At 70.9% G+C, this 26,024-nt stretch carries 26 protein-coding genes, 1 tRNA gene and 2 pseudogenes; 12 read left to right on the forward strand and 17 right to left on the reverse strand.

Annotation, left to right across the window (positions count from 1 at the left end):
* The first annotated feature begins 1 nt into the window (after nucleotide 1).
* On the forward strand, nucleotides 2-937 hold the full coding sequence (locus K0H49_RS00185; RefSeq protein WP_219209134.1) for a LysR family transcriptional regulator: 936 nt from the start codon (nucleotides 2-4) through the stop codon (nucleotides 935-937).
* On the opposite strand, the gene K0H49_RS00190 is transcribed toward K0H49_RS00185, so the two are convergent.
* Complete coding sequence (locus K0H49_RS00190) at nucleotides 871-1,473, reverse strand: phosphatase PAP2 family protein (protein WP_219209135.1); 603 nt, start codon at nucleotides 1,471-1,473, stop codon at nucleotides 871-873. The genes K0H49_RS00185 and K0H49_RS00190 overlap by 67 nt on opposite strands.
* Nucleotides 1,474-1,615: 142 nt before the next feature.
* On the opposite strand from K0H49_RS00190, the gene K0H49_RS00195 reads away from it, so the two are divergent.
* From K0H49_RS00195 to fdhD, 3 genes are read left to right on the forward strand one after another with little or no spacing between them, the layout of a single operon-like run.
* The gene (locus tag K0H49_RS00195) at nucleotides 1,616-3,991 is read left to right on the forward strand and encodes an FdhF/YdeP family oxidoreductase (RefSeq protein ID WP_219209136.1); all 2,376 of its coding nucleotides are present in this window, start codon (nucleotides 1,616-1,618) and stop codon (nucleotides 3,989-3,991) included.
* Entirely contained in the window at nucleotides 3,991-4,269 is a 279-nt protein-coding gene (locus K0H49_RS00200) for a hypothetical protein (RefSeq protein ID WP_219209137.1), read from the forward strand. Before K0H49_RS00195 ends, K0H49_RS00200 begins: the two co-directional genes overlap by 1 nt.
* A gap of 30 nt (nucleotides 4,270-4,299) precedes the next feature.
* Nucleotides 4,300-5,175: a formate dehydrogenase accessory sulfurtransferase FdhD gene (gene fdhD, locus K0H49_RS00205; RefSeq protein ID WP_374122285.1), complete on the forward strand. Its 876-nt coding sequence runs from the start codon at nucleotides 4,300-4,302 to the stop codon at nucleotides 5,173-5,175.
* Here the strand turns inward: fdhD and K0H49_RS00210 are convergent, their stop codons facing one another.
* Complete coding sequence (locus tag K0H49_RS00210; protein WP_219209139.1) at nucleotides 5,176-5,652, reverse strand: hypothetical protein; 477 nt, start codon at nucleotides 5,650-5,652, stop codon at nucleotides 5,176-5,178.
* A 286-nt stretch (nucleotides 5,653-5,938) separates the two neighbouring features.
* Here K0H49_RS00210 and K0H49_RS00215 point away from each other — a divergent pair, with 286 nt between their 5' ends.
* Nucleotides 5,939-6,250 carry a hypothetical protein gene (locus K0H49_RS00215; protein WP_219209140.1) on the forward strand — a complete coding sequence of 104 codons (312 nt, stop codon included), beginning with the start codon at nucleotides 5,939-5,941 and terminating at the stop codon, nucleotides 6,248-6,250.
* A gap of 74 nt (nucleotides 6,251-6,324) precedes the next feature.
* Nucleotides 6,325-7,335: an aldo/keto reductase gene (locus K0H49_RS00220; protein WP_219209141.1), complete on the forward strand. Its 1,011-nt coding sequence runs from the start codon at nucleotides 6,325-6,327 to the stop codon at nucleotides 7,333-7,335.
* A gap of 6 nt (nucleotides 7,336-7,341) precedes the next feature.
* Here K0H49_RS00220 and mnmH read toward each other — a convergent pair whose 3' ends face one another.
* From mnmH to K0H49_RS00245, 5 genes are read right to left on the reverse strand one after another with little or no spacing between them, the layout of a single operon-like run.
* Nucleotides 7,342-8,415 carry a tRNA 2-selenouridine(34) synthase MnmH gene (gene mnmH / locus K0H49_RS00225; protein WP_219209142.1) on the reverse strand — a complete coding sequence of 358 codons (1,074 nt, stop codon included), beginning with the start codon at nucleotides 8,413-8,415 and terminating at the stop codon, nucleotides 7,342-7,344.
* A complete protein-coding gene (gene phnE / locus K0H49_RS00230; protein WP_219209143.1) occupies nucleotides 8,408-9,205 on the reverse strand; it encodes a phosphonate ABC transporter, permease protein PhnE in 798 nt (265 codons plus the stop codon). Before phnE ends, mnmH begins: the two co-directional genes overlap by 8 nt.
* A complete protein-coding gene (locus K0H49_RS00235; RefSeq protein ID WP_374122279.1) occupies nucleotides 9,202-10,041 on the reverse strand; it encodes a PhnE/PtxC family ABC transporter permease in 840 nt (279 codons plus the stop codon). The genes phnE and K0H49_RS00235 overlap by 4 nt, the downstream gene beginning before the upstream one ends.
* Nucleotides 10,032-10,844 carry a phosphonate ABC transporter ATP-binding protein gene (locus K0H49_RS00240; RefSeq protein WP_219209145.1) on the reverse strand — a complete coding sequence of 271 codons (813 nt, stop codon included), beginning with the start codon at nucleotides 10,842-10,844 and terminating at the stop codon, nucleotides 10,032-10,034. Before K0H49_RS00240 ends, K0H49_RS00235 begins: the two co-directional genes overlap by 10 nt.
* Nucleotides 10,845-10,851: 7 nt before the next feature.
* Nucleotides 10,852-11,709, reverse strand: coding sequence for a putative selenate ABC transporter substrate-binding protein (locus K0H49_RS00245; protein ID WP_219209146.1), 858 nt, complete (start codon nucleotides 11,707-11,709; stop codon nucleotides 10,852-10,854).
* Between the two features lie 76 nt (nucleotides 11,710-11,785).
* On the opposite strand from K0H49_RS00245, the gene selD reads away from it, so the two are divergent.
* On the forward strand, nucleotides 11,786-12,853 hold the full coding sequence (selD, locus tag K0H49_RS00250; RefSeq protein ID WP_219209147.1) for a selenide, water dikinase SelD: 1,068 nt from the start codon (nucleotides 11,786-11,788) through the stop codon (nucleotides 12,851-12,853).
* A gap of 7 nt (nucleotides 12,854-12,860) precedes the next feature.
* On the opposite strand, the gene K0H49_RS00255 is transcribed toward selD, so the two are convergent.
* The 5 genes and pseudogenes from K0H49_RS00255 to K0H49_RS00275 form a co-directional block, all read right to left on the reverse strand.
* Complete coding sequence (locus tag K0H49_RS00255; protein ID WP_219209148.1) at nucleotides 12,861-13,472, reverse strand: DUF2894 domain-containing protein; 612 nt, start codon at nucleotides 13,470-13,472, stop codon at nucleotides 12,861-12,863.
* Nucleotides 13,469-14,113 carry an OmpA family protein gene (locus K0H49_RS00260; RefSeq protein ID WP_219209149.1) on the reverse strand — a complete coding sequence of 215 codons (645 nt, stop codon included), beginning with the start codon at nucleotides 14,111-14,113 and terminating at the stop codon, nucleotides 13,469-13,471. The genes K0H49_RS00255 and K0H49_RS00260 overlap by 4 nt, the downstream gene beginning before the upstream one ends.
* Nucleotides 14,113-17,196 (reverse strand): DUF802 domain-containing protein, encoded by a 3,084-nt coding sequence (locus K0H49_RS00265; RefSeq protein WP_219209150.1) that lies wholly within the window; start codon nucleotides 17,194-17,196, stop codon nucleotides 14,113-14,115. The genes K0H49_RS00260 and K0H49_RS00265 overlap by 1 nt, the downstream gene beginning before the upstream one ends.
* Before the next feature lie 9 nt (nucleotides 17,197-17,205).
* Nucleotides 17,206-17,982: a DUF3348 domain-containing protein gene (locus K0H49_RS00270; RefSeq protein ID WP_445206038.1), complete on the reverse strand. Its 777-nt coding sequence runs from the start codon at nucleotides 17,980-17,982 to the stop codon at nucleotides 17,206-17,208.
* Nucleotides 17,983-18,011: 29 nt separating this feature from the next.
* Nucleotides 18,012-18,460 (reverse strand): annotated as a pseudogene (locus K0H49_RS00275) (helix-turn-helix domain-containing protein).
* A gap of 66 nt (nucleotides 18,461-18,526) precedes the next feature.
* Between K0H49_RS00275 and K0H49_RS00280 the strand changes: the two are divergent.
* Nucleotides 18,527-19,368, forward strand: a pseudogene (locus K0H49_RS00280) (class I SAM-dependent methyltransferase).
* Here the strand turns inward: K0H49_RS00280 and K0H49_RS00285 are convergent.
* Complete coding sequence (locus tag K0H49_RS00285) at nucleotides 19,357-19,587, reverse strand: hypothetical protein (RefSeq protein ID WP_219209152.1); 231 nt, start codon at nucleotides 19,585-19,587, stop codon at nucleotides 19,357-19,359. The pseudogene K0H49_RS00280 and the gene K0H49_RS00285 overlap by 12 nt on opposite strands.
* Nucleotides 19,588-19,631: 44 nt before the next feature.
* Nucleotides 19,632-20,075, reverse strand: coding sequence for a winged helix-turn-helix transcriptional regulator (locus tag K0H49_RS00290; RefSeq protein ID WP_219209153.1), 444 nt, complete (start codon nucleotides 20,073-20,075; stop codon nucleotides 19,632-19,634).
* 105 nt (nucleotides 20,076-20,180) lie between these two features.
* Between K0H49_RS00290 and K0H49_RS00295 the strand changes: the two genes are divergently transcribed.
* Nucleotides 20,181-21,398, forward strand: a complete 1,218-nt coding sequence (locus K0H49_RS00295; RefSeq protein WP_257624514.1) for an MFS transporter — start codon at nucleotides 20,181-20,183, stop codon at nucleotides 21,396-21,398.
* Here the strand turns inward: K0H49_RS00295 and K0H49_RS00300 are convergent.
* On the reverse strand, nucleotides 21,395-22,135 hold the full coding sequence (locus tag K0H49_RS00300) for an SDR family NAD(P)-dependent oxidoreductase (RefSeq protein WP_219209154.1): 741 nt from the start codon (nucleotides 22,133-22,135) through the stop codon (nucleotides 21,395-21,397). The two genes, K0H49_RS00295 and K0H49_RS00300, sit on opposite strands and share 4 nt — an antisense overlap.
* Nucleotides 22,136-22,244: 109 nt before the next feature.
* On the opposite strand from K0H49_RS00300, the gene K0H49_RS00305 reads away from it, so the two are divergent.
* The 3 genes from K0H49_RS00305 to K0H49_RS00315 all read left to right on the forward strand — a co-directional run bounded on the left by K0H49_RS00305 (nucleotide 22,245) and on the right by K0H49_RS00315 (nucleotide 23,970).
* The gene (locus tag K0H49_RS00305) at nucleotides 22,245-23,141 is read left to right on the forward strand and encodes a LysR family transcriptional regulator (RefSeq protein WP_374122280.1); all 897 of its coding nucleotides are present in this window, start codon (nucleotides 22,245-22,247) and stop codon (nucleotides 23,139-23,141) included.
* A gap of 60 nt (nucleotides 23,142-23,201) precedes the next feature.
* Nucleotides 23,202-23,687, forward strand: coding sequence for a GNAT family N-acetyltransferase (locus K0H49_RS00310; protein ID WP_219209156.1), 486 nt, complete (start codon nucleotides 23,202-23,204; stop codon nucleotides 23,685-23,687).
* A 61-nt stretch (nucleotides 23,688-23,748) separates the two neighbouring features.
* Nucleotides 23,749-23,970: a hypothetical protein gene (locus tag K0H49_RS00315; RefSeq protein WP_219209157.1), complete on the forward strand. Its 222-nt coding sequence runs from the start codon at nucleotides 23,749-23,751 to the stop codon at nucleotides 23,968-23,970.
* Nucleotides 23,971-23,995: 25 nt separating this feature from the next.
* Here K0H49_RS00315 and K0H49_RS00320 read toward each other — a convergent pair.
* Nucleotides 23,996-24,088, reverse strand: a tRNA-Sec gene (locus K0H49_RS00320).
* 16 nt (nucleotides 24,089-24,104) lie between these two features.
* Nucleotides 24,105-26,015 (reverse strand): selenocysteine-specific translation elongation factor, encoded by a 1,911-nt coding sequence (gene selB / locus K0H49_RS00325; RefSeq protein ID WP_219209158.1) that lies wholly within the window; start codon nucleotides 26,013-26,015, stop codon nucleotides 24,105-24,107.
* Between the last annotated feature and the right edge of the window lie 9 nt (nucleotides 26,016-26,024).

Below are 26,024 nucleotides of genomic sequence, written 5' to 3' on the forward strand. Positions count from 1 at the left end.
GATGAACGTCCTCGTCTCGATGCGCTACCTGGCGGCGCTCAACGAGCACCGCCACTTCGGCCGAGCGGCGCAGGCCTGCCACATCACGCAGCCCGCGCTGTCCAACGCCTTGCGTGCGCTGGAGAACGAGTTCGGCGTGCTGATCGTGCAGCGCGGGCGCGCCTTCGAGGGCTTCACGGTCGAGGGCGAGGCGGTGCTCGCGACCGCGCAGCGCATGCTGCACGAACAGGCGTTGCTGCAGGAGCAACTGCACAGCGAGGCCGCGCATCCGCGCGGGCGGCTGCGGCTGGCCGCGGTGCCGGCCGCGATGACGCTGCTCTCGCGCTTCGCCCTCGCGCTGCGGGCGTGCCACCCGGGCATCGCGCCGACCGTGGTGTCGCTGAGCTCGCTCGAGATCGAGACCGCGCTCGACGGCATGTCGGTCGACCTGGCGCTGGGCTACACCGACCGCACACGGGTGCGCAACGTGCGCCTGGCGATCTGGCCGCAGTGCACCGAGCGCTACTACCTGGTGCAGCGGGCGGCGGGTTCGGCGGAGAACGAAGAAGCCGTGCGCATCGGTGCGCCCGTCGGCTGGGCCGAAGCGGCGCAACTGCCGCTGTGCCTGCTCACGCCCGACATGCACAACCGCGCGATCGTCGACCAGGCCTTCGAGATGGCCGGCACGCCGGTGAGCGCGGCGATGGAGACCAACTCGCTGCACACGCTGGTGCGCAGCGTCGGCGCGCTGGCCAGCGTGCTGCCGGGGGCGGCGCTCGAACTGCTGGTGCGTGAACACGGCCCCTTCGAGGCACGGCCGCTGGTCGCGCCCACGCTCGAGACGCCGCTGGGCTTCATGACCCATGCCAGCGAGCGCATGTCGCGCGCGCTTCAGGCGGCGGTCGACCTGGCGCTCAGCGCCGACTGGCGCGCCGAGCTCGCTTCGGCCGTGGCCTGAGCCGAGGCCCGCAGCCACAGCGCCAACCGGTCCCGCAGCGCGGCCGCCGCGGTGCCGCAGACCGTGCCCAGCACGAAGCCGGCGAGCACATCGAAAGGAAAGTGCACGCCCAGGTAGATCCGCGCGAGGCCGGTGGCCACGGCCAGCGCGGCCACGACGCCGCCGGCTTGGCGCAGCAGCGGGCGCCAGCGCATGAAGGCCGCGATGGCCGCCATCACGCTCGCATGGGTGCTGGGCAGGCCGCCGCGCCGGCCGTGCTGCACGAAGTCGGCGCTCAGGCCCAGCATGAAGGGCCGCGGCGTGTCCAGCCAGGCGGCCAGCGCATGCGAGAGCAGGCCGACGCCGGCCGCGCAGAGCAGCACCCACAGGGCGTCGAGGCGCGCGCCCCGGTGGCGCACCGCGCCCAGCGCCAGCAGCGCGACGATCGCCCAGCTCGCCACCGAGGACATCGGCAGCGCCAGCTGCAGCAGCCGCGGGTCCGCGGCCAGGCCGGCGCCGAGCTGCTCGAACAGCAGCGAATCGAGGGGGGAAGGCATGGGGCGCGAGCGTGGCAGGGCTTTGTGGCCGGGCCGTGTCGGCACGATGACCGATTCATTTCCGGATCGAATCGGGCCATGTCCCGAACCCATTGGCTTCCTGGCGCGGCGGTCCGTAGACTGTTTCGCCAAAGGACATCCCATGGCTGCGCACGAACAGAAGATCGAGTTCTACAACGGGCCCGCGGGCGGCTGGGGCGCCTTGCGCAGCGTGACGCGCGCGCTGCTGGCGCAGGACATCCCGGTCAAGGGCGCGAAGACGCTGCTCTCGGCCAACCAGCCCGACGGCTTCGACTGCCCCGGCTGCGCCTGGCCCGACCGCAACCATGCCTCGACCTTCGAGTTCTGCGAGAACGGCGTCAAGGCCGTGGCGGCCGAGGCCACCGCGCGCCGTGCCGGGCCCGCGCTGTTCGCGCAACACACGGTGACCGAGCTCGCGGCGCGCAGCGACTTCTGGCTCGAGGACCAGGGCCGGCTCACGCACCCGATGGTCTACGACGCGGCCAGCGACCGCTACCGGCCCATCGAATGGGACGCCGCCTTCGCGCTGATCGCGCGCCACCTGAACGCGCTGCCCGATCCCGACCAGGCGATCTTCTACACCTCGGGCCGCGCCAGCAACGAGGCGGCCTTTCTCTACCAGCTGTTCGTGCGCGAGTACGGCACCAACAATTTCCCCGACTGCTCGAACATGTGCCACGAGCCCAGCGGCAGCGGCATGCGGCCGCAGTTCGGTGTCGGCAAGGGCACGGTCACGCTCGACGATTTCGAGCGCACCGATGCGATCTTCATCTTCGGCCAGAACCCCGGCACCAACCACCCGCGCATGCTGGGCGAGCTGCGCGCGGCCCACAAGCGCGGTGCGCGCATCGTGAGCTTCAATCCGTTGCGCGAGCGCGGGCTGGAGCGCTTCGCCGATCCGCAGGACAAGCGCGAGATGGTGACGATGGGCGCCACGCCGATCAGCACCCACTATTTCCAGCTGCGCATCGGCGGCGACCTGGCCGCGGTCAAGGGCATGATGAAGCAGCTGCTCGAGCGCCAGGACGCGGGCGAGTCGCTGCTCGACGCCGCCTTCATCGCCGAGCACACCACCGGCTTCGAGGCGCTGGCCGCCGACCTGCGCGCCGAGTCCTGGGACGTGCTGGAACAGGAAAGCGGCCTCGATCGCGCCCAGCTGCGGGCTGCCGGCGACGTCTATGCGGCGGCCGACAGCGCCATCGTCTGCTGGGGCATGGGCATCACGCAGCATGCGCATTCGGTCGCCACCATCCAGATGCTGGGCAACCTGCTGCTGATGCGCGGCAACGTCGGCCGGCCCGGTGCTGGCCCCTGTCCGGTGCGCGGCCACAGCAACGTGCAGGGCGACCGCACGATGGGCATCTGGGAGAAGCCGCCGGCCGCGCTGCTCGACCGGCTGGCCGAGGTCTACGGCTTCGAGCCGCCGCGTGAAAACGGCATGGACACGGTCGAGGCGATCGCCGCGATGCGCGACGGGCAGGGCAAGGTCTTCTTCGCGCTGGGCGGCAACTTCGCCGCCGCCACGCCCGACACCTACGAGACCTGGAAGGGCCTGCGCCGCTGCGACCTCACGGTGCACGTGGCGACCAAGCTCAACCGCAGCCATGTGGTGCACGGCCGCGAGGCGCTGATCCTGCCCTGCCTGGGCCGCACCGAGATCGACATCCAGGCCACCGGCCCGCAGGGCGTGACGGTGGAGGACTCGATGAGCATGGTCCACATCTCGACCGGCATCAACCCGCCGGCCTCGCCGCAGCTGCTGTCGGAGCCGGCCATCGTCGCGCGCCTGGCCGAGGCCACCCTCGGCCACCGCAGCCGCACGCCCTGGCGCTGGCTGGTGGAGGACTACGCGCGCATCCGCGACCACATCGAAGCGGTGTTCGACGACTTCAAGGACTTCAACCGGCGCGTCGCCGTGCCGGGCGGCTTCCGCCTGCGCAACACCGCCAGCGAACGCGTGTGGGCGACCGCGTCGAAGAAGGCCGGCTTCTTCACCCACGCGGTGCCGCGCGACACGCCCTCGCACCGTGCGCGGGCGCGCTTCGCGGGCAAGGGCGGGGCCAAGGGCGACACGCGCGTGTTCACGCTGCTCACCACGCGCTCGCACGACCAGTACAACACCACCATCTACGGCCACGACGACCGCTACCGCGGCGTGTTCGGCCAGCGCCGCGTGGTCTTCATCCACGCGGACGACATCCGCGACATCGGCCTGAAGAACGGCGACTGGGTCGACATCCGGACCGTCTGGGACGACGGCCAGGAGCGCCGCGCCGACCGCTTCAAGCTGGTGGCCTACGACATCCCGCGCGGCAACCTCGCGGCCTACTATCCCGAGACCAACCCGCTGGTGCCGCTGTCCTCGGTGGCGCTCAACGCGGGCACGCCGGCCTCGAAGTCGATTCCCGTGATCCTGGTGCCGCACGCGGTGGCCGGGAAGGAGTCCGAGGGCGCCGAGGTCGACACCACGCGCACGCCCTACGCGGTGGGCGCCTGATGGACGCACCCGACGCACCCGACGCACTGGCGCAGGCCATCCTGCGGGCCCTGGCCGATGCACCCGCGCGCGACGGCACCGGCGTCTCGCTGCCGCGCCTGGGCAAGCAGCTGGGCCTGGGCGCGAGTTCGCTGATGCGCGAACTCAGCCGCATGGGCGATGCCACGCTGGGCGGCGTGCCCGGCCCGGGCTGGGTGCGCCTGGTGCAGCAGGACGACCGCTGGGTGGTGCACCTCGAAGCGGCCGGGCGCGCGCTGGCCGACACGCTGCCGCGCTGAGCGAAGGGCGGCACAATGGCCGTGACCACCATGCGCGACACGACCGATCCTTCTTCCTCGTCCTTGCCCTCGCTGCTGCGCCGCACCGTGCGGGTGTTCGGCGAAGGCGACGGCGCATCCACGGGCCAGGTCCGCGAGGACACGCTGGCCGCCGAGGTGCCGGTGGCGCTGGTCTTCAACGGCATCTCGCATGCCGTGATGATGGCCACGCCGCAGGACCTCGAGGCCTTCGCGCTGGGCTTCGCGCTCAGCGAAGGCATCCTCGACCATGCGCGCGACTGCCGCGACATCGAGGTGCGCGCGTTCTCGGCCGAGGCGGCCGGGCTGCCCGAAGGCGTGCCCGCGGTCGAGGTGCGGCTGGACATCTCCACGCGCAGCTTCGAGCGCCTCAAGGGCCGGCGCCGCAGCATGGCGGGCCGCACCGGCTGCGGCGTGTGCGGCGTGGAAAGCTTCGATGCGCTGGAACTCACGACCGAGGCGCTCGCGCCGCGCGAATGGATCGCGCGCGTCGACCTGCCCACCGTGATGCGCGCGCTGCAGGCGCTGCCCGCGCGCCAGTTGCTCAACGCCGAGGCCGGCGCCATCCATGCGGCCGGCTGGGCCACGCTGGAAGGCGAGCTGACCGACGTGCTGGAAGACGTGGGCCGCCACAACGCACTCGACAAGCTGATCGGCACGCTGGCGCGCGCGAACCGTCTGGAGACGCCGGGTTTCGTGGTGCTGTCGAGCCGCGGCAGCCATGAACTGGTGCGCAAGTGCGCACGGCTGGGGCTGGCGGCGCTGGCCACCATCTCGGCACCGACCGCGATGGGCGTGCGCATGGCCGAACTGTCGGGTGTGCGCCTGTGGGGCATGTGCCGCGCGCCGCGCGGCGTGCTCTATGCCCCGGGGGCGGGGCAGGCCTGATCAGGCCGCGGCGGCCTGCGGCACGCGTTCCTCGACCATCCGCGCGGCGAGTTGCGCGGCCAGTTCCAGCTTGCGCAGGTCGCGCTGGCGCAGCGACAGGTCGGCGTCGAAGCTGAAGGCGTAGAAGGTGCCGTAGATGCGGCCGTCGCTCAGCACCATGGGTGCGCTGAGGTAGCAGCTCACGTTGGCCGGCGCGTGCATGGCCTGCTTGCAGAAGGCGAGTTCCAGCGGCTGGGTCTTTTCGTCGATGAACTGTGCGCCTTCGCCGGCTGCGTAGCGGCGGAAGATCCGGCGGCCATCGCGCACTTCGCAGGCGAAGGCCGCGTCGAGCTGCTGCTGTTCACGCAGCAGCTTGAGCACCTGGTGGACCGCCCGGTGAACATTGGGATCGCTGTGCGTCGACGTGGCGATCAGCAGTTCCGACACCTGCACGTCCAGCGCATCCGGGGCGTAGTCGAGGTCGAAGCTGTTGTCCATGGGGTGGCCTATTCACAATCTGTTGCAGTTGATGTATTTGAAACCAGAACTGTAAAAATGAGAACTATGGTTTCTTCTTTGTGCGGGCTTTTGTCACACAAGTAGTACCAAGGTTTAGTTTGTTAGGGCTGCGCCTCGGAGGGCACGGTCAGGGGCCGGCGATCGGCGTCCCCTCGCTCACGCGCAGCGACATGTAATGCAAATTGACTACTTTTTGGCTTCGTCGCCCAATCGTCGCGGGCCGCGGCATATCGCCCGGCTCCGTCGCAACGCCAAGGAGACGTCCATGTCCGCCACCGTCGTTCAGTACGTGTTCAAGCCCAACCCGGGCGCGAGCATCCAGGATCTGCTCGTGTTGATCAAGGAGGCGGCCGAGATGTGGCGAAAACACGGCGCCGACGTGAGCCTCTGGAACGTGCAGGTGGGCGAGGTCGGCAACATGAGCTTCGTCGTGCGCTGCGAGTCGGCCAGCCAGCTCGGGACCACGCTCGATGCGCTCAACGGCGATCCGAACTTCGTCGCCTGGCGCGCCCGCAACCTGCAGGCGGGGCTGGCGACCTGGGTGCGCAGCAACCAGGCCTACGAGATCGCGATCTGAGGATCGGGTCGTTGCGCGCGCGAATCCGCGCAACTGCCTACACTTTCGGCTCCTCCGATTCCACAAGGCATTCGATGAGCATCCCCACCACCCGCCTCGGCCGCACCGGCCTCACCGTGTCGCGCCTGGCGCTGGGCACCATGACCTTTGGCCTGCAGACCGAGGAGTCGGTCTCGCACGCGATCCTCGACAAGGCCACCGAGGGCGGCATCAACTTCCTCGACATCGCCGACGTCTATCCGCTGGGCGGTGGCCTCGCGCACGCGGGCCGCACCGAGGAGATCGTCGGGCGCTGGCTCAAGGCGCAGGGCCCGGGCCGGCGCGGCGACTTCATCGTCGCCACCAAGGCAGTCGGCAAGATGGGCCCCAACGCCTGGGACCAGGGCGCCTCGCGCAAGCATCTGTTGTCGGCCATCGATGCGTCGCTGAAGCGGCTGCAGCTCGACCACGTCGACCTCTACCAGCTGCACAGCGACGACCGCGAAACGCCGCTGGACGAGGCCATCGAGGCCATGGACACCATCGTGAAGTCGGGCCGCGCGCGCTACATCGGCGTGTCCAACTTCCTGGCCTACCGGCTGGCGCGCGTGCTGGGTCGCGCCGACTACCTGCGGCTCACGCGCTTCGTCTCGGTGCAGCCGCGCTACAGCCTGCTGTTCCGCGAGATCGAGCGCGAGCTGCTGCCGCTGGTGGACGAAGAAGGCCTGGGCGTGATCCCCTACAACCCGCTCGCGGGCGGCCTGCTCACGGGCAAGTACCAGCCGGGCTCGAAGCCGCAGGAGAACACGCGCTTCACGCTGGGCACGGCCGGCACGATGTACCAGGACCGCTACTGGAACGAGCGCAGCTTCAACGCGGTGCAGAGCCTGCATGCGGTGGCTCAGGAGGCCGGCGTGCCGCTCGCCACGCTGGCGGTGGCCTGGGTGCTGGCCAATCCGTCGATCACCGCGCCGCTGCTGGGCGCGAGCCGGCCCGATCAGCTCGACGCGACGCTGGCCGCGGCCGAGTACCAGCTCGACCCCGCCCTGAAGCTCAAGCTCGACGAACTCACGGCCGAGTTCCGCAAGGGCGACGCGCCGCGCTGAAGACCCTCAGGCGCGCGCGGGCAGGGCCAGGATCGCGTCGGCCACGGCGTCGATGCCGGCCGGCGTGAGGTCGGGCGCCGCGACCCGCTCGCGCTGCGGCCAGGCCGCGAAGTGGCGTTCCTGCGAACGCGCGTAGTGCGGGTCGTAGTGCAGCGCCATCAGCTCGGCGAACAGCGGCTGCAGCTCGCCCGCCCGGGCCCAGGCTTGCCAGCGCTGCACGGTTTCCTTGCCCTGCATTTCCTTGAGCCGGCCCAGCGTCTCGGCCAGCGCGTCGCGGTCGTCGCCCAGGTAGGCGTAGTCGCGCAGCAGGAAGTCCAGCCGCGCCGCGGGCGTGGCCTCGACCTCGATGCAGCGGGCGGCGCGCATGCGCGTCACCAGCGGCACCGGCAGCGCGATGCGGCCGATGCGCGCGCTCTCGCCTTCGAGGTACAGCGGCCGCGCCAGGTCGAGCGTTTCGAACACGGTGGCGATGCCGGTCTCGAAGTTCTTCTGCGAGGGCTGCGGCACGCCCGGCCAGGCGCCCAGCAGGGAGCCCTTGTGGCGGGCGCAATGCTCGAGGTCGAGCACCTGGGCGCCGCGCGCGGCCAGCGCCTCCAGCACGCGGGTCTTGGCGCTGCCGGTGGCGCCGCAGATCACGCGCAGGTCGAGCTGCGGGCACAGCGCCTCGATCTGTTCCAGCACATGGTGGCGAAAGCTCTTGTAGCCGCCGGCGAGCTGCTGTGCATCCCAGCCGACCAGGCGCAGCCACTGCACCATCGAGCCGCTGCGCAGGCCGCCGCGCCAGCAGTAGACCAGCGGCTTCCACGACGCGGGCCGGTCGGCGAACTGCTCGCGCAGGTGGCGCGCGAGGTTGGCCGCGACCATCGCGCCGCCCACGCGCCGGGCCTCGAAGGCACCGGTCTGCTTGTAGATCGTGCCGACGATGCGGCGCTCGTCGTCGTCCAGCACCGGGCAGTTGATGGCGCCGGGAATGTGGTCGAGCGCGAACTCGGCCGGCGTGCGCGCGTCGATGATCGTGTCGAAGGCGTGGCGGTCTTTCACGCGCGTGGGCTGGAAATGTTTGGAGGGCCGGTCATGCATAGGCCGACCCTAACCCACGCCGCAGCCGGGCGCTGAGGAAATCGACCAGCGCCACCAGCCCGAACATCGCGATCAGCACCGTCATGGCCTGCTGCTGCTGGAAGATCGACAGGTGGAAATACAGCAGCTGGCCCAGCCCGCCGCCGCCGACGAAGCCCAGCACCGCGGCCATGCGGATGTTCATCTCCCAGCGGTAGAGCGTGTAGGCCACCCATTGCGGCAGCACCAGCTGCAGGCTCGCATAGATGAAGGCCGAGACCGGGCCGGCCCCGGCCTGCACCAGCGCATCCTCGGGGTCGCGCGGCGCGTTCTCCAGCCCCTCGGCGAACAGCCGGCCCAGCACGCCCGTGGTGTGCAGGCCCAGCGCCAGCGCGCCGGCAAAGGGGCCGATGCCGGCGGCCAGCACCATCAGCGCGGCCCAGACCAGCTCGGGCACGCTGCGCAGGAAGTTGAGGATGAAGCGCGACAGCGGCTGCGCGATGCGCCCGAGGCGGCCCGAGGCCGGCAGCGCCAGCACCGCGCCCGCGACCGCGGCCAGCAGCGTGCCCAGCGCCGACACCGCCAGCGTCTGCAATGCGCCCCAGCCGGCCTTGGCCAGGAAGGCGGGCGAGAGGTCGGGCGGGAAGAACTCGGCTACGAACCTGGCCATCAGCCGCAACGACTCGCCGGTGAACAGCGCGCGATAGTCGATGCCGAGGTAGACGAAGCTGGCCACCACGGCGGCGAGCACGCCCGCGATCACGATCCGGCAGCGGATGCAGGGCGGCGGGGCGGGCGGCAGCGTCATCATGCGAGCAGCTTTCGCAAGGCGTTGCTCAGCGCATCGGCCAGCAGCACCAGGGCCAGGAAGACGAGCAGGATGCTGCTGGCCTCGCCGCCGTTGAGCATCTTCATCGACTGGTCCATCAGCTGGCCCAGCCCGCCCGCGCCGACGAAGCCCATCACCACCGAGGCACGCACCGCGCACTCCCAGCGGTACACGGTGTAGGAGGCCAGTTCCTGGGCCGCGTTCGGCAGCAGGCCGTAGCACAGCGCGGCGATGCGGCCGCTGCCGGCTTCGAGCAGCGCGCGGGCCGGGCGCATGTCGGTCGATTCGAGGATCTCGGCATAGACCTTGCCCAGCATGCCGCCGTAGGTGATGGCCAGCGCCAGCACGCCCGCGGCCGGGCCCAGCCCGAGTGCGCGCACGAAGATCAGCGCCCAGACGATCTCGGGGATGGCGCGCAGCACCATCAGCAGCGAACGCACGGCCTGTCGCACGGCCATCGCGCGGGCGCCGCCCGGCCCTGGCCCGATGCGCGAGACCGACAGCGCGCGCGTGCTCGCGAAGGCCAGCGGCACCGCGATCGCGAAGGCCAGCGCGGTGCCGGCCGTGGCCATGGCCAGTGTCTCGAGCGTGGCCCTGGCCAGCAGCGCGAGGAAGGCGGGCGAACCGTCGGGCGGCAGGAAGCCGGCGAGGAAGCCGCCGATCACCGCGAGGTTGCCCGGGGCGAACAGCGCCCAGGGCTTGAACTCGGCCAGCACCCCCATCGGCCAGGCGATCACGAGTGCCACCACCGTCCAGGCGATGCGCGCGCGGGCCCGCGGGTCGCGCCGGGGTGTGGCGGCGGCGCGGCTCACGGGCAATCGGGTCGGCGGAAGGCGGGCTCGGCAAGGCCCCGTGCCGGCGTGTCCGACGCGGGCGGGCCGCCTTCGCTCGCGTAGAGCGCGGCCAGCATGGTCTGCGTCACGGCGTCGGCCGGGCGGTCGAACATCACGCGGCCGTCGCGCATGCCCACGATGCGCGGAAACCAGCGCAGCGCCAGGTCGACCGCATGCAGCGAGGCGACCAGCGTGGCGTCCGTGGCCTCGCTCTGTGCGACGAGCGTGCGCACGGTGGCGTCGGCCAGTGTGGGATCGAGGGCCGACACCGGTTCGTCGGCCAGCAGCAGTGCGGGCCGCTGGTAGAGCGTGCGCGCGATGCCCACGCGCTGCAGCTGGCCGCCCGAGAGGCGGTCGCAGCGATCGAACAGGCGGTCTTCCATCGCCACCCGGCGCAGTGCTTCGTGCGCGCCCTCGATGTCGGCGGGATGCAGCAGAGAGCGCAGGGCGCGCGCCGTCGACCACTGCCCCAGCCGGCCGGCCAGCACAGCCGACACCACGCGCAGCCGCGGCGCGATCGGCGGCGCCTGGTGGACGGTGCCGATGCGTGCGCGCAGCTGGCGCAACGGCGCGGGCGGCAAGGTCCAGGGCGAGGCGCCCAGTGCCTGTACCGTGCCTTCGCCGGGCCGCAGCGCCGCACCGAGCACACGCAGCAGCGTGGTCTTGCCGGCGCCCGAGGGGCCGATGACGGCGATGCGCTCGCCCTCGCGCGCGGCCAGCGTCACACCCGCGAGCGCACGCTGGCCGTTGGGGTGGACGACGCCGACGGCCTCGAGGGAAAAGCTCACGCCGAGGTCACTTGATCAGGCCTGCCGACTTGCCTGCGGTCTCGATGCCGTCGTAGTTGGAGGACTTCGTCGCGATGAACTTGCTCGCGCGCTGCAGGTCCATGATTTCCTTGTGCGCGGGGTTGGCCGGATCGAGCTTGAGGAAGGCCTCGGTCAGCTTCTTCTGCAGCACCGGGTCCAGGCCCGGGCGCACGGTCCAGTTGTAGTCGTAGTAGGTCGGCGTGGTCGCCAGCACGCGCACCTTGGCGGCGTTGGGGTTCCTGGCTTCCACCAGCTTGTCCCAGACCGAGGCGTTGAGCACGCCGGCTTCGGCGCGGTTGGCGGCCACGAAGGCCACGGTGGCGTCGTGCGCGCCCGAGAACGCGACCGTCTTGAAGTCCTTCTCCGGGTTGATGCCGGCCTGCAGCAGGAAGTAGCGCGGCATCAGGCTGCCCGAGGTGGAGGAGGGCGCGCCGAAGGCGAAGGTCTTGCCCTTGAGGTCGGCCAGCGATTTCGCGGGGCTGTCGATCGGCACGATGAACTTGCTGGTAAAGACCTCGTCCTCGGCGCGCTGCGCGATCGGCACCACGCCGCCGCTGGAGCGGATGCGGGCCTGCACGAAGGTGAAGCCGCCCAGCCAGGCCAGGTCGATCTTGTTCGTCGCCAGGCCCTCGACCACGGCCGCGTAATCGGTCACGGGCGTGAACTGCACGTCCATGCCGGTTTCCTTCTTGAGGTAGTTGCCCAGCGGCGTGAACTTGCGCTGCAGCTCGGTCGGCGCTTCGTCGGGGATGGCCGACACGCGCAGCACCGTGGCCTGCGCGAAGGCGCCGCAGGCGGCGAGGGAGAGGGACAGGGCGAGCGTCAGCCGGGTGAAAGTCTTCATGGGGATACCTCAGTTGGCGAGCAGGGCAGGAAAGGGCCGATTGTAGGAAGCGCTATCGCCTCCCGATAATCCCCGCATGAACCCCACGCCCATGAACCCGCTCGCCCCGCTGCGCCTCACCAGTTTTTCCCATGGCGGCGGCTGCGGCTGCAAGATCGCGCCCGGCGTGCTGTCGGAGATCCTCCGCAACAGCCACGCGGGTTTCATCCCGCCCGAGCTCATGGTCGGCATCGAGACCGCCGACGACGCAGCCGTCTACAGGCTCAACGACAGCCAGGCGCTGATCGCCACCACCGACTTCTTCATGCCGATCGTGGACGACCCCTACGAGTTCGGCCGCATCGCCGCCACCAACGCGATCAGCGACGTCTATGCGATGGGCGGCAAGCCCATCATGGCGCTGGCGCTGGTCGCGATGCCCATCAATCAGCTGCCGATCGAAGTCATCGGCGAGATCGTGCGTGGCGGCCAGGACGTGTGCCGCGCGGCCGGCATCCCGATCGCAGGCGGCCACACCATCGACTCGGTCGAGCCCATCTACGGCCTGGTCGTGATGGGCCTGGTGCACCCCGAGCGGGTGCGCCGCAACGCGGGCGCGCGGGCCGGCGACGTGCTGGTGCTGGGCAAGCCGCTGGGCGTGGGCGTGCTGTCGGCGGCGCTCAAGAAGGAGAAGCTGCCGGAAGCCGGCTACCGTCAACTGATCGACACGACCACGAAGCTCAACACGCCGGGCATCGCGCTGGCGCAGCTCGACGGCGTGCATGCGCTGACCGACGTGACCGGCTTCGGCCTCGCGGGCCACACGCTCGAACTCGCGCGCGGCGCGGGGCTCACGGCCGTGATCGAATGGTCGAAGGTGCCGTTGCTCGATGGCGTCGAGGCCATGGCCACCGACGGTTTCGTGACCGGCGCCTCGGGCCGCAACTGGCAGGGCTACGGCGCCGACGTGGTGCTGGCCGAGGGCCTGCCGGCCACCGCGCAGGCACTGCTGAGCGATCCACAGACGTCGGGTGGATTGCTCGTGAGCTGTGCGCCCGAGGCGGTGGAAGCGGTGCTGCAGGTGTTCCGCGACGAGGGCTTTGCGCAGGCCGCGGTGGTGGGGCGCGCCGAAGCGGGCCCTGCGCGCCTTCAGGTCATGGCCTGAGGGGTATTCAGCGCGCCTTGCTGCGCGCAGTCTTCCGGGCCGCCGGTGCGCGTGGTGTTTCAGCGGGCGCCGCCGCGATGCTCGCCTGGGCCTGCTCGGCCCACATCAGCGTGTCGACGTAACCCATCAGCCGGTGCAGGTAGGCCGGCGACAGCTCGCGCATCAGCAGCAGCGAGCGGTGCACCAGGTTGTGCGAATTCAGCGGGCCCGCGTTCTCGGGCACCTTGGCCAGCGACTGCGTGAGCTGGCGGTCGGCATTGAGCCGGGTCCAGGTGCTGCGGAAATAGCCGAGCGTCTTGAGCTCCGGCGCACCGGCGAGGCTGGGCGCGTGCGTGTCGGTCGTCGTGTGCTGCGCGATGTGCGTGACCAGCGCGGCGAGTGCGCCCGCAGCAGGCGTGGGTGTCGGCGCCGTGGCGCCGGGCTCCGTTTGCGCGAGCTGTCCGGCATAGGCTGCCAGCAGCGCGTCCAGCCGCGCGTCGAGGCGCAGGCGGGCCGCGCCCTGGTGCGCGGCCGCGCGCCGGGCCATGGCCTCGATCAGGCGAAAGCGCACCAGGTCGGCGCGGTGCGCGCCGCTCGCGCGCCACGCCTCCAGCTGTGCGCCGACGTCTTCGGGGTTCACGGCTTTTTGGCTTCCACGCTCGACGGCCGCGGCGTGGGCGCCATCTCCACGCGACGGTTGCGCGAGCGGCCATCGGCATCGGCGTTCGAGGCCACGGCCTGCTCGGCGCCGAAGGCCGCGGCGAACACCGACGCGGCGGGCAGGCCTTCCTCGATCAGCGTGCGCGTCACGGTCAGCGCGCGCTGGGCCGAGAGTTCCCAGTTGTCGGCGAACTGGCGGTTGCCGCCGCGCACCTGCCGGTTGTCGGTGAAGCCGCTGACCATCAGGATCTCGTCGCGTGAGCGCAGGTAGGCGGCCACGGGTTCGGCCAGGCTCTTGAGCAACTGGCGGCCCTCGGGCTGCAGCTCGGCCGAGTTGAGGTCGAACAGCACGTTGCCGCTGATGCCGATGCGGCCGTTGGTCAACGTCACGCGGCCGGCGGCCAGCGGGCCCGCCAGCGCCTGCTCGAGCGTCTGCAGCCGCTGTGCTTCGGCCTGGCGCTGCTTGACCTCGGCCTCGAGCCGGGTCGTGAGGTCGAGCTGCATGCCGATCACGCACACCAGGATCAGCACGAAGGCGCCCAGCAGGCCCGACATCAGGTCGCCGAAGACGGCCCAGACCGGCACGGCCGGTTCGACGTCGGCTTCGATGTCCTCGCTCATCACGCTTCGCTGCCTGCGGCCATGCGCTGGCCGGCGATCTGCTGCAGGTCTTCGACGATCTGCTTCTGCGACAGGATGCTCAGGTCGATGACCTCGCGCGCCTGCGCCACGTAGTAGGCCAGCTGCTCGTCGCTGCGCGTGAGCGACTTGCCCAGCGCGGCTTCGATACGCTGCAGCTGCGCGCCCAGCTTGTCGTTCGATTCGGAGAACAGCTGCACCGCGAAGCCGAAGGCCTCGCCCAGGCTCGCCACCTCGACCGCGCTGCCGGTGATCTGCGCCGCCACCTCGGCCATCTTGCCGGCTTCGGAGTCGACCTGGTCGGTGAAGCGCGCGCCCACGCGGTCGAGCAGGTCGGCCGAGGTCGACACCAGCGCATCGATGGCGCCGCGCTGCTCGGTCGAGGCATGGTTCACCGCCTCGAGCAGGGTCTCGAGCGTGCCTAGGATGCGGCTGCGTTCCTCGAGCATGCTGTTGTCGCGCGCCATGCCTTCGGACAGCTTCTGGCGCAATTCGGTCATCACCTCGGCCGCGGCGCGCGGGGCTTCGGAGGCCAGCTGCACCAGCTGGCCGATCTCGGCGATGGTGCTCTTCGTGTGGGCTTCGGTCTGGGCGGAGATCTCGGTGGCGGTCTGTGCGAGCGTGTCGCAGATGGCCTGCTGCTGGCGTTCGCTGTGCTCGCCGGTCTGCTGCCACTGCTGCTGCAGCGAGGTCGCCATCGCCTCCAGCGCGGCGGTCCAGGCCGTGAGGCGCTGCTGGTCGCTGGCCGCGAGGCCGGTCTGCAGCTCGGTGTGTGCCGTGTCGACCGTGCGCAGCAGCGAGGCCGCATGCTGCTCGAAGGCGGCCGAGGCGGCTGTCAAGGCGCGCGGTGCTTCGGACGCGGCCTGCACCAGCTGGCCGATCTCGGCGATGGTGCTCTTCGTATGGGCCGCGGTCTGCGCGGAGATCTCGGTGGCGGTCTGGACCAGCGTGTCGCAGATGGCCTGCTGCTGGCGCTCGCTGCGTTCGCCGGTCTGCTGCCATTGCTGGTCGAGAGATGCGGCCATGGCCTGCAGCGAAGCGGTCCAGGTGGCGAGCCGCTGTTCGTCGCCAGCGGCCAGGCCGGCCTGCAGTTCGGTGTGCGCCGCATCGACCGTGCGCAGCAGCGAGGCCGCATGCTGCTCGAAGGCAGCCGAGGCCGCTGTGAGCGCACGCGGTGCTTCCGATGCGGCCTGCACCAGCTGGCCGATCTCGGCGATGGTGTTCCTGGTGTGGGCTTCGCTCTGCGAGGAGATCTCGGCGGCGGTCTGCGCCAGCGTGTCGCAGATGGCCTGCTGCTGGCGCGCGCTGTGCTCGCCGGTCTGCAGCCACTGCTGCTGCAGCGAGGCGGCCATGGCTTCGAGCGAGGCGGTCCAGGCGGCGAGGCGCTGCTGGTCGCTGGCGGCCAGGCCGCTGTGCAGTTCGGCATGCGCGCTGTCGACCGTGCGCAGCAGCGAGGCCGCATGCTGCTCGAAGGCGGCCGACGCGGCCGTCAATGCGCGCGGTGCTTCGGACGCGGCCTGTACCAGCTGGCCGATCTCGGCGAGGGTGCTGCGGGCCTGGGCCTCGGTCTGCGCGGCAATCTCGGTGGCGCTCTTCACCAGCGTGTCGCAGATGGCCTGCTGCTGGCGCTCGCTGCGCTCGCCGGTCTGCAGCCATTGCTGCTGCAGCGACGCGGCCATCGTTTCCAGCGCGGCGGTCCACGCGGCGAGCCGTTGCTGGTCGCCGGCCGCCATGCCGGCCTGCAGCTCGGCATGGGTGCTGTCCACGGTGCGCAGCAGCGCGGCCGCATGCTGCTCGAAGGTGGCCGAGGCCGCGACCAGCGCGCGCTGGGTGTCGCCCGACAGGCTCTGGCTCGCGCGCTCGTGCTGGGCCAGCGCGCTTTGCCAATGCTCGGACATGCTGCCGACGGTCTGCTCGAGGCGGCTCGAGACGCCGTCCACCAGCGCGGCCGAGCGCTGCTCGAAGGTGTCGGTGAAGCGGCCCAGCGTGTCGCGCAGGTCGAGTGCCAGCGCCTCGCTGCTCTGCTGGTGGCCGGCGAGCGCGCTCTTCCAGAGGCCGGCGACGGTGGTGGTGCCGGCTTCGAGGCGGCTGCTGAGGCCGTCGAGCTGGCGCTGCATGCTCTGGCCGACGGTATCGTGCAGCGCGGCCGTTTCGCGCGCGATGCCGGCCATCGTGGCCTCGACCACCGGCTGGATGGCCGTGCTCGCCAGCCGTGCGCTGTCGGTCACGCTTTCCTTGAGCGAGCGGTCCACCGAAGTGGCCAGCCCTGCATAGGCGGCCTCGGTCTTGTCGTGGAAGCTCTGCTGGTTGCCGATCAGCTGTTCGTTCAGCGCCTGGGCCTGGCGCTCCATCGCGCCCATCATGGCCTGCAGCCGGTCGACCAGCACCGGCATCGCCTCGCCCTGGGCCTGCAGCAGCCGGAAGGATTCGTCGCGCTGGTGCGCGAGCGAGAAGGGGCGCAGCACGGTCGCGATGCGGGTGTCGAGCAGCTGCGCGGTCTGCAGCCGGTCGCGCCGGCACAGGGCGGAGATCAGGCCCAGCATCGCCGAGGCGGCGACGCCGGCCAGCGAGGTGCCGAAGGCCAGGCCCAGGCCCTTGACCGGTGCCGACAGCGAGGCGCGCACCGCCTGCAGGTCGGTCGCGCTCTCGAGCGCCGAGCCGGTGCCGTTGAGCGTGACCATCATGCCCAGGAAGGTGCCGAGCATGCCCAGCAGCACCAGCAGGCCGGCGAGGTAAGGGGTGAGTGCCGGGCCGGGCAGGCCGATGCGTTCGCCCTCGACGCGCAGGCGCACCGCGTTGCGCAGCGAAGGGTGCAGCGGTTCGAGCCACGCGCCCAGGCTGGCCGGCGCCGCGGGCCGCTCGGCCACGGCCTGCGCCAGCGTGCCCGTGGCCTGCTGGTAGCGCCGCAGTTCGAGCGCGCCCATCACATAGAAGGCGCCGATCAGCAGCGAGATCAGCAGGGCCAGCGGGTTGGTGCCGATGTAGCCCATGCCGACCCAGCAGACGGCGGCCAGGCCCACGAAGAATGCGGCGTATTTGGAGAGATCGGGAAGGGATCGGGTCATGTCGGTCTGTCAGCGGGAGCGAAGGGCTTCGAGCAGCCCCTCGACCGGTTGCAATCGGATGTCCAGCTCGGCGAGCAGCACGGCGTGCATGTCCTTGCCGAACACATCCAGCCAGTGGGCGGCGGGGATGTGGAGCTGGTCGTAGTCGTGGTCGGCGTCGGGCGCGTCGTCCTGCAGCGCGCGTTCGGCACGCTCGGCCTGGGCCGCCTGCGCGGCCTGATGCGCCTGGTAGGCCTGGTGCAGGCGCTCGAAATGCTTGCCCAGCAGGGTCGGCACGGTCGCGAGCAGGCTGTGTTCCTTGGGGCCCAGCACCTGCTCCATCACCACGTCGAGGGCTGCGAGCTGGGCCATGGCCGGCGACTTCGCGGCCAGCCGGCTGCGCACGTGGGCGCGCAGCGGCGCGATGCGCATCTCCATGGCCTGCTGCCGGGCGAGATAGCGCCGGCGGTGGGGCGAGAAGTCGGCGGTCGTGTCCATGGCGGCGTCGGCGTGGGGAAAGGCGTTCTTGTCGGCAATGGCCAGCACCAGCGCCGCCCGCACGCGTGCGAGCTCCGCTTCTTCCGCGCTGCCGGTGGACGCGCGTGCGCTGGATGGCGCGGGGGCCGGACTCCCGTTCATCACCGTGGACAAGGAGATGTCGTCGGTCCAGCCGAACCATTGGCTCAATCGGTCCGAGAAGGACCGTTTGGCGTCGGGAACGTCGATGTCCGTCAGTCGAACGAGCAAGCGAACGAGCGCCGAGCCGGTGAAACTTGTGCGCTGTGACACGTGCACCCTCCCGCCGATCGAAAAACCTGGCAGTCTACACTGAGCGCTCACTCACGTAGGAGCGGCGCAGCCCCCTGCGCGGCGCGCGGGGCGCGTGCGCCAATGGCGCCGGATTCGGCCGCGCGCAGGATGCGCCGGAAGGTCGGGCATTCCATGTGGCTGGGCGCGCGGCAGGCCGCGGCGTGGCGCAGGCCGTCGCGCATGGCGCCGAGCCGGCGGATGGTCTGGTCGAGTTCCTGCGCCTTGTCGTGCAGCAGCTGGCGGTCGAGGTGCGGCTGGCCGTCGGGCGCGAACATCTGCGCGATCGCATCGAGCGAAAACCGGCCGCGCGCCCGAGCGCGATCAGTGCCAGGCGTTCCACCACGGCCGCATCGAACAGCCGCCGCAGGCCCTGGCGGCCCACCGAGGCGATCAGCCCCTTGCTCTCGTAGAAACGCAAGGTGGAGGCGGGCAGGCCGGAGCGTCGGGCGACCTCGCCGATGTCCAGTGCATTCATCTCTTGACCTCAAGTCGACTTGAAGTTGCAAAGTCTAGCTTTCGACAGATGCAAAGGAGCGCGACCATGAACACATCCCCCACCGAGCGCGCGCAGGCCGCCCTCTGGAACGGCCGCGCAGGCCGCGCCTGGGTCGACGGCCAGGCCATGCTCGACCGCATGTTCCGGCCCTTCGAGTCCATGCTGGCCGACGCCGCGGCGGCCCGCCCGGCGCAGGCCGTGCTCGACGTGGGCTGCGGCACGGGGGCGACCACGCACGCGATCGCACGCCGGCTGGGCCCGCCCGCGCATTGCGTGGGCGTCGACATCTCCGCGCCGATGATCGCTGCGGCGCGCCTGCGGGCCGGGCAGGGTGAGCGCACCGATTTCCTCTGTGGCGATGCGCAGACCCAGGCCTTCGCACCGGGCCGCTTCGACCTGCTGGTCTCGCGCTTCGGCGTGATGTTCTTCGACGATCCGGTCGCGGCCTTCGCGAACCTGCGCCGGGCCGCGCGGCCCGGCGCCGAACTGCGCCTGATCGCCTGGCGTTCGGCGGACCAGAACCTTTCATGACCACGGCCGAGCGCGCCGCCGCCCCCATGCTGCCGGCCTTGCCGCCACGCCAGCCGGATGCGCCGGGCCAGTTCGCCTTTGCCGACCGCGAGCGCGTGGGCGCGATCCTGCGCCAGAGCGGGTGGGCCGACATCGCGATCGAGCCGATCGACGTCGGCTGCACCTTGCCCGAAGCCGATCTGGTGCGCTACTTCACCGGACTGGGGCCGCTGGGGCTGGTGCTGCAGGATGCCGACGAGGCGACACGTACGCGCCTTGTCGACACGGTGCGCAAGGCTTTCGATCCTTTCGTGCAGGGCGAGGACGTCCGCTACGACGCGGCCTGCTGGTGGATCACGGCGCGCTCAGGGGAATGAGGCGAGTAGCTTCCAGGCGATGGCCACCAGCAGCCCGCTGCTGACGAAGCCGATGAGGCTGATGCCCCAGGCATCGTCCAGGCCCTCGGCCGAGCGCAGACTGCGCGGATGGCGCCCCCAGGTGAGCAGCTTCAGCAGTGCCCATCCGGGCCAGTAGAAGACAACGCTGAGGGCCACGGTGGCGAACAGGCGGGCAAGGAGCGCGAGCAGGGTGTCCATGGTCGGCGCCATTGCAGCACCGGCCAGGGCTTCTGGCAAGCGACCTATCTGCCGACCACCTGCACGTCGTCGAACTGCAGCGCTCGCCCGTCGGCGCTCTCGACCCCGAGCCGCGCGACCGGTTGGCCGCTCTTCAGGTCGACCAGGCGCGAGCTGTGCTCGCCGCGCGCGAACAGGTGGCCTTCGCCCCATTGCCGCAGCCCGACGATCACCGGGAACAGCGCCTGTCCCTTGGGTGTGAGCACGTAGTGCTGGTAGGCGGAGCCGTCCGCCGCCGGCTGGCTTTCGAGGATGCCCTCCTGCACCAGTGCCTTGAGCCGGCTCGCGAGGATGTTGCGGGCCGCGCCCAGGCTGGTCTGGAAGTCACTGAAGCGGCTCACGCCGTCGAAGGCGTCGCGCACGATCAGCAGCGACCAGCGGTCGCCGATCACGTCCAGTGCGCGGGCGACCGGGCAGGTCGCGGTGTTCATTCGTTTGCGTGCGGCCATCGTGCTCACTCCAGCGTCGGCACGGCCCCATGCGCGTGCACTGGTTGCATTTTAAAACTCATCGGGTATGCTTCGTTTGGTTTAAAAATGAAACCAATAAAGCCGATGTCTTCCCGCTCGTCCTTTGTCGATGCGCCCATGCCGCGCAGCCTGGTCGCGCTGTTCGCCGGTACCGCCGGCGCCAGCGTGGCCAACGTGTACTTCGCCCAGCCGCTGCTCGACACCCTGGCCTCGGAGTTCGGCATGGCGCAAGCGGCCATCGGCGGCGTCGTGACCGCCACCCAGGCCGGCTCGGTGCTGGCCCTGCTGCTGCTGGTGCCGCTGGGCGACCAACTCGAACGGCGATGGCTCGCGCGGGCCCAGCTCATGGGCCTGGTGCTGGCGCTGATCGGCGTGGCCGCGGCGCGCAGCCCCGTGGCGCTGATGGCCGGCATGTTGTGCGTCGGCCTGCTGGGCACGGCGATGACGCAGGGAATGATTGCCTATGCGGCCAGCACGGCGGCGGCGTCCGAGCGCGGGCGCGTGGTCGGTGCCGCGCAGGCCGGCGTGGTCGTCGGCCTGCTGCTGGCGCGGGTCTGGTCCGGCGTGCTGGCCGACCTGGTGGGCTGGCGCGGCGTCTACCTCGGCTCGGCGGCCGTGATGGTGGTGCTGGGCGCCTGCATCTGGCGTCGGCTGCCGGCCCAGGCGCCCGTCACCGCGCGCCAGCCCTACAGCCAGCTGCTGCGTTCGTCGCTGGGCCTGCTGCGCAGCGACAGGGTGCTGCAAGTCCGGGGCACGTTGGCCTTGCTGATGTTCGCGGCCTTCAGCATCTTCTGGAGTGCGCTGGCCCTGCCGCTCACGGCCGTCCCACGGTCGCTGTCGCATGCGGCCGTCGGTGCGTTCGGTCTGCTGGGAGCGGTTGGCGCCGTGCTCGCAGGGCGGGCGGGCCGCTGGGCCGATCGCGGCTGGGCCCAGCGCACCAGCGCCGCGTCGCTGGGCCTGCTGCTGCTCGCCTGGTTGCCGCTGGCGCTGCTGCAGCACTCGCTGTGGTGGCTGGCGCTCGGCATCCTGCTGCTCGATGCGGGCTGCCAGGCACTGCACGTCACCAACCAGGCGCTGATCCTGCAGCGGCCGGCCGAATCGCATGGCCGCCTGATCGCCTGCTACATGCTGTTCTATGCGGTGGGCAGCGGCGCGGGCGCGCTCGCCTCGACGGCGGTGTATGCACGGGCCGGATGGTCCGGCGTGTGCATGCTGGGCGCAGGCGTGAGCCTGCTGGCCTGCCTTGTCTGGGCCGCGAGCGCATGGCCGCACGCGAGGCGTTGCGCGCCGGGCGCGTCCTAGAACACCAGCCCGCCCGCGACGTCGAGAGTGGTGCCGGTGACCCATGCCGCATCGTCCGACACCGCATACGACACCGCCGCCGCGATGTCGCTCGGCTGTCCCACGCGGCCCAGCGGCGTCTTGCCCACCAGGTGGTCTGTCATGGCCGCGGCCGACTCGGCATTGCCTTCGGTCGCGACGAAGCCTGGCGCAATGCCGACCACACGGATGCGGCGCGGGCCGAGCTCAATGCCCAACGTGCGCGTCAGCGTGTCGACCGCGCCCTTGGTGGCGCAGTAGACATGCACCATGGGCTGAGGACTCGTGGCCACGCCCGAGCTGATGTTGACGATCACGCCGCCCGGCGGCAGCACGCGCGCAGCGGCCTGCGTCACGAGCAGCAGGCCGCGCACGTTGATGTGGAAGTGTTCGTCGATGCTCTGGGCCGTGATCGACTCGAGCGAGTCGACCTTGTAGACGCCCGCGTTGTTGACCAGGATATCGAGCCGCCCGAAGCGCTTCACGGCCGCATCGATCAGCGGCGGGATGTCTTCGGGCCGGCCCAGGTCGGCCTTGACCGCGAAGGCCTGGCCACCCGTGGCGACGATGGCCCGGACCACGACCTCGGCATCTTCCGCGCTGCGCGAATAGTTGACGATGACCGACGCACCGTCGGCCGCCAGGCGCTTGGCGATGCCGGCGCCGATGCCTTTGGACGCGCCGGTGACGAGGGCGACCTTGCCGGAGAGATTGCGCATGGGTTTCCTGAAGAGTGAAGGAGTGAAGGCGCAACGGTAGTCCCGAAGAAGTCCCGGATAAATGGCATGACGCCGCATGCGGCATGAAGCTGAGCTTCATAATTCCGGCGTGTCCTCTGACCTCTTTCCAGCCATCGCGGCCTTTGCGCGCGTGGCCCATCACGCCAGCTTCACGCGCGCGGCGGCGGAGCTCGGCGTCTCGCCTTCGGCGCTGTCGCAGACCGTGCGCACGCTCGAGGGCCGGCTCGGCGTGCGCTTGCTCGACCGCTCGACGCGCCGCGTCGGCGTCACCGAGATCGGACAGCGCTTTCTGTCGGATGCACGGCTGGGTCTGTCCGCGCTGGAGACTGCGATCGACACGGTGAACGAGAGCCGCGAACGCCCCGTGGGCCTGCTGCGCCTGAATCTGTCGCGCACCGCGGCCGATATCCTCGTGTTGCCGCACCTGATCGAATTCAACGCGGCCTTCCCCGAGATCACGCTGGAGATGCACTGCGACAACGCACTGCTCGACCTGGTGGGCAACGGCTTCGATGCCGGCATCCGGCTCGGCGAGAACCTGGCGCAGGACGTGGTGGCCGTGCCGCTGGGCGGCCGGCGCCGGATCGCGACCGTGGCCGCCCCGCGCTACCTCGAAGGCCGCACGCCGCCGCGCACGCCCGAGGACCTGAAGGCGCACCGCTGCATCAACGTACGGCTGGGCGGCAGCGTCTATCGCTGGGAGTTCTCCCACAAGGGCCGCGACTTCGACATCGAGACCACCGGCCCGCTGCTGACCAACGATGGCGACGTGCTGCTGGCCGCCGTGCGTGCCGGGGCGGGTATCGCCTGCGCGTTCGAGGCCCAGGTGCAGGACGACATTGCGGCCGGGCGCCTGGTGCCCTTGCTCAAGCCCTGGTGGCCGACCTTTGCGGGTTTCTATCTCTACTACCCGAGCCGTATTCACGTGTCGCGCAAGCTGCGCGTGTTCATCGATTTCATGCAGCAGCGCCTGAACCCGCGCTGAGCCTGCAAGGCACGCGGCTTGCTCTGCACCACAGAAGATCAACCCCCCGACCTCCGACCCATGCACATCGAACGTGACGACCTCTCCCGCCCCGCCATCCATGCCTTGCTCGACGAGCACCTGCAGAGCATGCGCGCATGGTCGCCGCCGGAGAGCGTGCACGCGCTCGACCTGGACAAGCTGCGCCAGCCCGGCATCACCTTCTGGTCGGCCTGGTCCGACTTCGGAGAGGCCGGGGAACTGCTCGGCTGCGGCGCGTTGAAGGAACTGGACGCCAAGCATGGCGAGCTGAAGTCCATGCGCACACCGCAGGCGCGCCGAGGCCAGGGCGCGGGCAGGGCGATCCTCGAACACATCATTTCGGTGGCGACCGCTCGCGGCTATGAACGCCTGAGCCTGGAGACCGGTGCCACGGCGCCCTTCGCGCCGGCACAACGGCTCTACGAAAGCGCGGGCTTCACGCGCTGCGGTCCCTTCGGCGACTACGCCGAGGATCCGCACAGCGTCTTCATGACCTTGCCTCTCGCGTCGGACGGCAGGCCGTGAGCGCGGCCGGGCCGCGCATCGGCGGTAGAGTGGCAGGCGTCGCAACCCAGGAGGAAGACACATGAACGCCACCCGAATCATCGCGATCGTCCTCATCGTCGCGGGCGGCCTCGCCCTGGCCTATGGCGGCTTCAGCTACACCAAGGACACGACGGTCGTGAAGCTGGGTCCGCTCGAGATCTCGGCCAAGGAGAAGGAGCGGGTCAACGTGCCGATGTGGGCCGGTATCGGTGCGATCGTGGTGGGTGGGCTGCTGCTGGTGATGGGCGGTCGCAAGGGCTGAACGCGCCGTCCTTCTTGCCCGAGGGCGGAAGGGAGAGGGAGTCGAACCCTCCCGGCGACGCGTGGCGCCACCCACCGGGTTTGAAGCCCGGCCGCCCCACCAGGGACGATTCCCTCCCATGCAATCTCATGGGATCACCCACTGCTTTCCCGCGCACCGAACAGCACGGTGTCGGGGCGCAGCAGGTGCACATCCTTCACGCGTCGCGTGTAGCCGACGCGGTCGAAAAACTCCAGCAGCTGGATCGCCCGCTTGCGGCCCAGGCCGGTGGCATCGCGAAAGCTCGCGGCCTGCAGGCCTTCGGCGCTCGCCATGCAGGCGCGTGCCAGCGCGGCCAACCGTTCGATGGTCGCTGCCGGATAGTACAAGTCCTTGATCACCTGGAAGGCCTGGCCGCGTCGCGCCAGGCTCGCGAGCGTCTGGCGCACCACGGGCTCGGCCACATTGTTGTTCTTGGCCAGGTCGCGCACCCAGGGCGGATCGAAGCCGCCGTCGGCCATCTGCGGCAACAGTTTCTGGGCCAGCCGTTCTTCGGTGGCGCTGAGCACGGCTGCATGCGCGGGCAGGTGCAGCCAGTGGCCGCTGCGGGCAAGCGTGCCCTGCGCCAGCAAGGACTCGACGGCGTGCTGCCACAAGGCGTCGCCCACGCGCGGCCCGGCCAGGCGCTTGAGGCGGCGCAGGTCGGGGCCGACTTCCTCCGCCGAGGCGCGGTGAAATTCTTCGAGACGCGTGAGGATCTGCTGCCGCAGCGCATCGAGGTGCGGGCCCGCGATCGCGCGCTGCGGGAGCTGCAATGCATCGGCCGGCCATGGCGGCGCATCGCACAGCGCGAGCGCGCGCGTGAGCCGGTCGGTGTCCAGGCCCATCGGTGCGCTTGCAAGCAATGCGCCGATGCGTTCGCTGCGGTCGTCCATCGCCCAGGCGGCCAGCGCCTGCAGCCGTTCGGGCGTGCGCCGGTAGCGCGTCGGCGCAAAGGGATCGAGCACGCGCACGCCGGCCACGGTGCGCGTGGCCGAGGCGTCGCGCAGCACGCCGCGGTCGCCGTGCCACGCACTCACGGCCTCGCGCAGCACCAGCTGGGCCAGCGCGGTGTCGCCGGGCGCGAGCGTGTCGCGGTCGAGCAGCGCGACCGAGGCCATCACGTCGCTCGCGCCCAGGTGCGCGTGCACGATCGTGCCCGAGCGCAGTGCATGCGCCTCGCCGGGCCACAGCCCGAGCTGCACGTCGATGCGTTCGGTGGCGAGCGCGATCCCGGGCGCACACACCCACTGGCCGCGGTGGACCTCGTCCTTGGCGACGCCGGCCAGGGCCAACGCGCAGCGCTGGCCCGCGTGCGCGGCCTCGGCCTGTTCGTTCTGCGCGTGGATGCCGCGCACGCGCACCGGGCGCTTGCCTGGAACGATCAGCAGTTCGTCGCCGATGCGCACGCGGCCCGCCATCACCGAGCCCGTGACCACGGTGCCCACACCCGGCAGCGTGAAGGCACGGTCGACCGCCAGGCGAAAGGCCAGCGCGTCGTCGTGCAGGCGAACCGTGCGGGCCTGCGCGATCAGGTGATCGCGCAGCGCATCGAGCCCTTCGCCCGTGCCCGCGGACAGCGCGAACACCGGCGCGCCCGCGAGCGGCGTGGGCGCCAGCAGGGCCTCGATCTCCGCGCGCACCTGCGCGATGCGCGCCGCGCGCTCGGCCGCATCGATGCGGTCGATCTTGGTGATCGCCACCGTGCCGTGCCGCAGGCCCAGCAGCGCGACCACGGCCAGGTGCTCGCGGGTCTGCGGCATCACGCCGTCGTCGGCGGCCACCACCAGCAGCGCATGGTCGACGCCGGTGGCGCCGGCCAGCATGGTGTGCAGCAGGCGCTCGTGACCGGGCACATCGACGAAGCCCAGCGACACACCCTCGGCCGCGCGCAGGTAGGCGTAGCCCAGCTCGATCGAGATGCCGCGCCGCTTCTCCTCGGGCAGCCGGTCGGTGTCGACGCCGGTGAGCGCGCGCACCAGCGTGGTCTTGCCGTGGTCGATGTGGCCGGCGGTGCCGATGATCATGGGCTGTGC

Source organism: Variovorax boronicumulans, assembly GCF_019352895.1.
Lineage (GTDB): Bacteria > Pseudomonadota > Gammaproteobacteria > Burkholderiales > Burkholderiaceae_C > Variovorax > Variovorax boronicumulans_A.

Bases quoted from the DNA above. Each gene is read 5' to 3' on its own strand.
- K0H49_RS00185 (WP_219209134.1), top strand. From the start codon at position 2: ATGAACGTCCTCGTCTCGATGCGCTACCTGGCGGCGCTCAACGAGCAC.
- fdhD (WP_374122285.1), top strand. From the start codon at position 4,300: ATGCGCGACACGACCGATCCTTCTTCCTCGTCCTTGCCCTCGCTGCTG.
- K0H49_RS00220 (WP_219209141.1), top strand. From the start codon at position 6,325: ATGAGCATCCCCACCACCCGCCTCGGCCGCACCGGCCTCACCGTGTCG.
- K0H49_RS00290 (WP_219209153.1), bottom strand. From the start codon at position 20,075: ATGGCCGCACGCAAACGAATGAACACCGCGACCTGCCCGGTCGCCCGC.
- mnmH (WP_219209142.1), bottom strand. From the start codon at position 8,415: ATGCATGACCGGCCCTCCAAACATTTCCAGCCCACGCGCGTGAAAGAC.
- K0H49_RS00260 (WP_219209149.1), bottom strand. From the start codon at position 14,113: ATGAGCGAGGACATCGAAGCCGACGTCGAACCGGCCGTGCCGGTCTGG.
- K0H49_RS00210 (WP_219209139.1), bottom strand. From the start codon at position 5,652: ATGGACAACAGCTTCGACCTCGACTACGCCCCGGATGCGCTGGACGTG.
- K0H49_RS00195 (WP_219209136.1), top strand. From the start codon at position 1,616: ATGGCTGCGCACGAACAGAAGATCGAGTTCTACAACGGGCCCGCGGGC.
- K0H49_RS00245 (WP_219209146.1), bottom strand. From the start codon at position 11,709: ATGAAGACTTTCACCCGGCTGACGCTCGCCCTGTCCCTCTCCCTCGCC.
- phnE (WP_219209143.1), bottom strand. From the start codon at position 9,205: ATGATGACGCTGCCGCCCGCCCCGCCGCCCTGCATCCGCTGCCGGATC.
- selB (WP_219209158.1), bottom strand. From the start codon at position 26,015: ATGATCATCGGCACCGCCGGCCACATCGACCACGGCAAGACCACGCTG.
- K0H49_RS00215 (WP_219209140.1), top strand. From the start codon at position 5,939: ATGTCCGCCACCGTCGTTCAGTACGTGTTCAAGCCCAACCCGGGCGCG.
- K0H49_RS00200 (WP_219209137.1), top strand. From the start codon at position 3,991: ATGGACGCACCCGACGCACCCGACGCACTGGCGCAGGCCATCCTGCGG.
- selD (WP_219209147.1), top strand. From the start codon at position 11,786: ATGAACCCCACGCCCATGAACCCGCTCGCCCCGCTGCGCCTCACCAGT.
- K0H49_RS00310 (WP_219209156.1), top strand. From the start codon at position 23,202: ATGCACATCGAACGTGACGACCTCTCCCGCCCCGCCATCCATGCCTTG.
- K0H49_RS00190 (WP_219209135.1), bottom strand. From the start codon at position 1,473: ATGCCTTCCCCCCTCGATTCGCTGCTGTTCGAGCAGCTCGGCGCCGGC.
- K0H49_RS00300 (WP_219209154.1), bottom strand. From the start codon at position 22,135: ATGCGCAATCTCTCCGGCAAGGTCGCCCTCGTCACCGGCGCGTCCAAA.
- K0H49_RS00265 (WP_219209150.1), bottom strand. From the start codon at position 17,196: ATGACCCGATCCCTTCCCGATCTCTCCAAATACGCCGCATTCTTCGTG.
- K0H49_RS00315 (WP_219209157.1), top strand. From the start codon at position 23,749: ATGAACGCCACCCGAATCATCGCGATCGTCCTCATCGTCGCGGGCGGC.
- K0H49_RS00285 (WP_219209152.1), bottom strand. From the start codon at position 19,587: ATGGACACCCTGCTCGCGCTCCTTGCCCGCCTGTTCGCCACCGTGGCC.
- K0H49_RS00295 (WP_257624514.1), top strand. From the start codon at position 20,181: ATGTCTTCCCGCTCGTCCTTTGTCGATGCGCCCATGCCGCGCAGCCTG.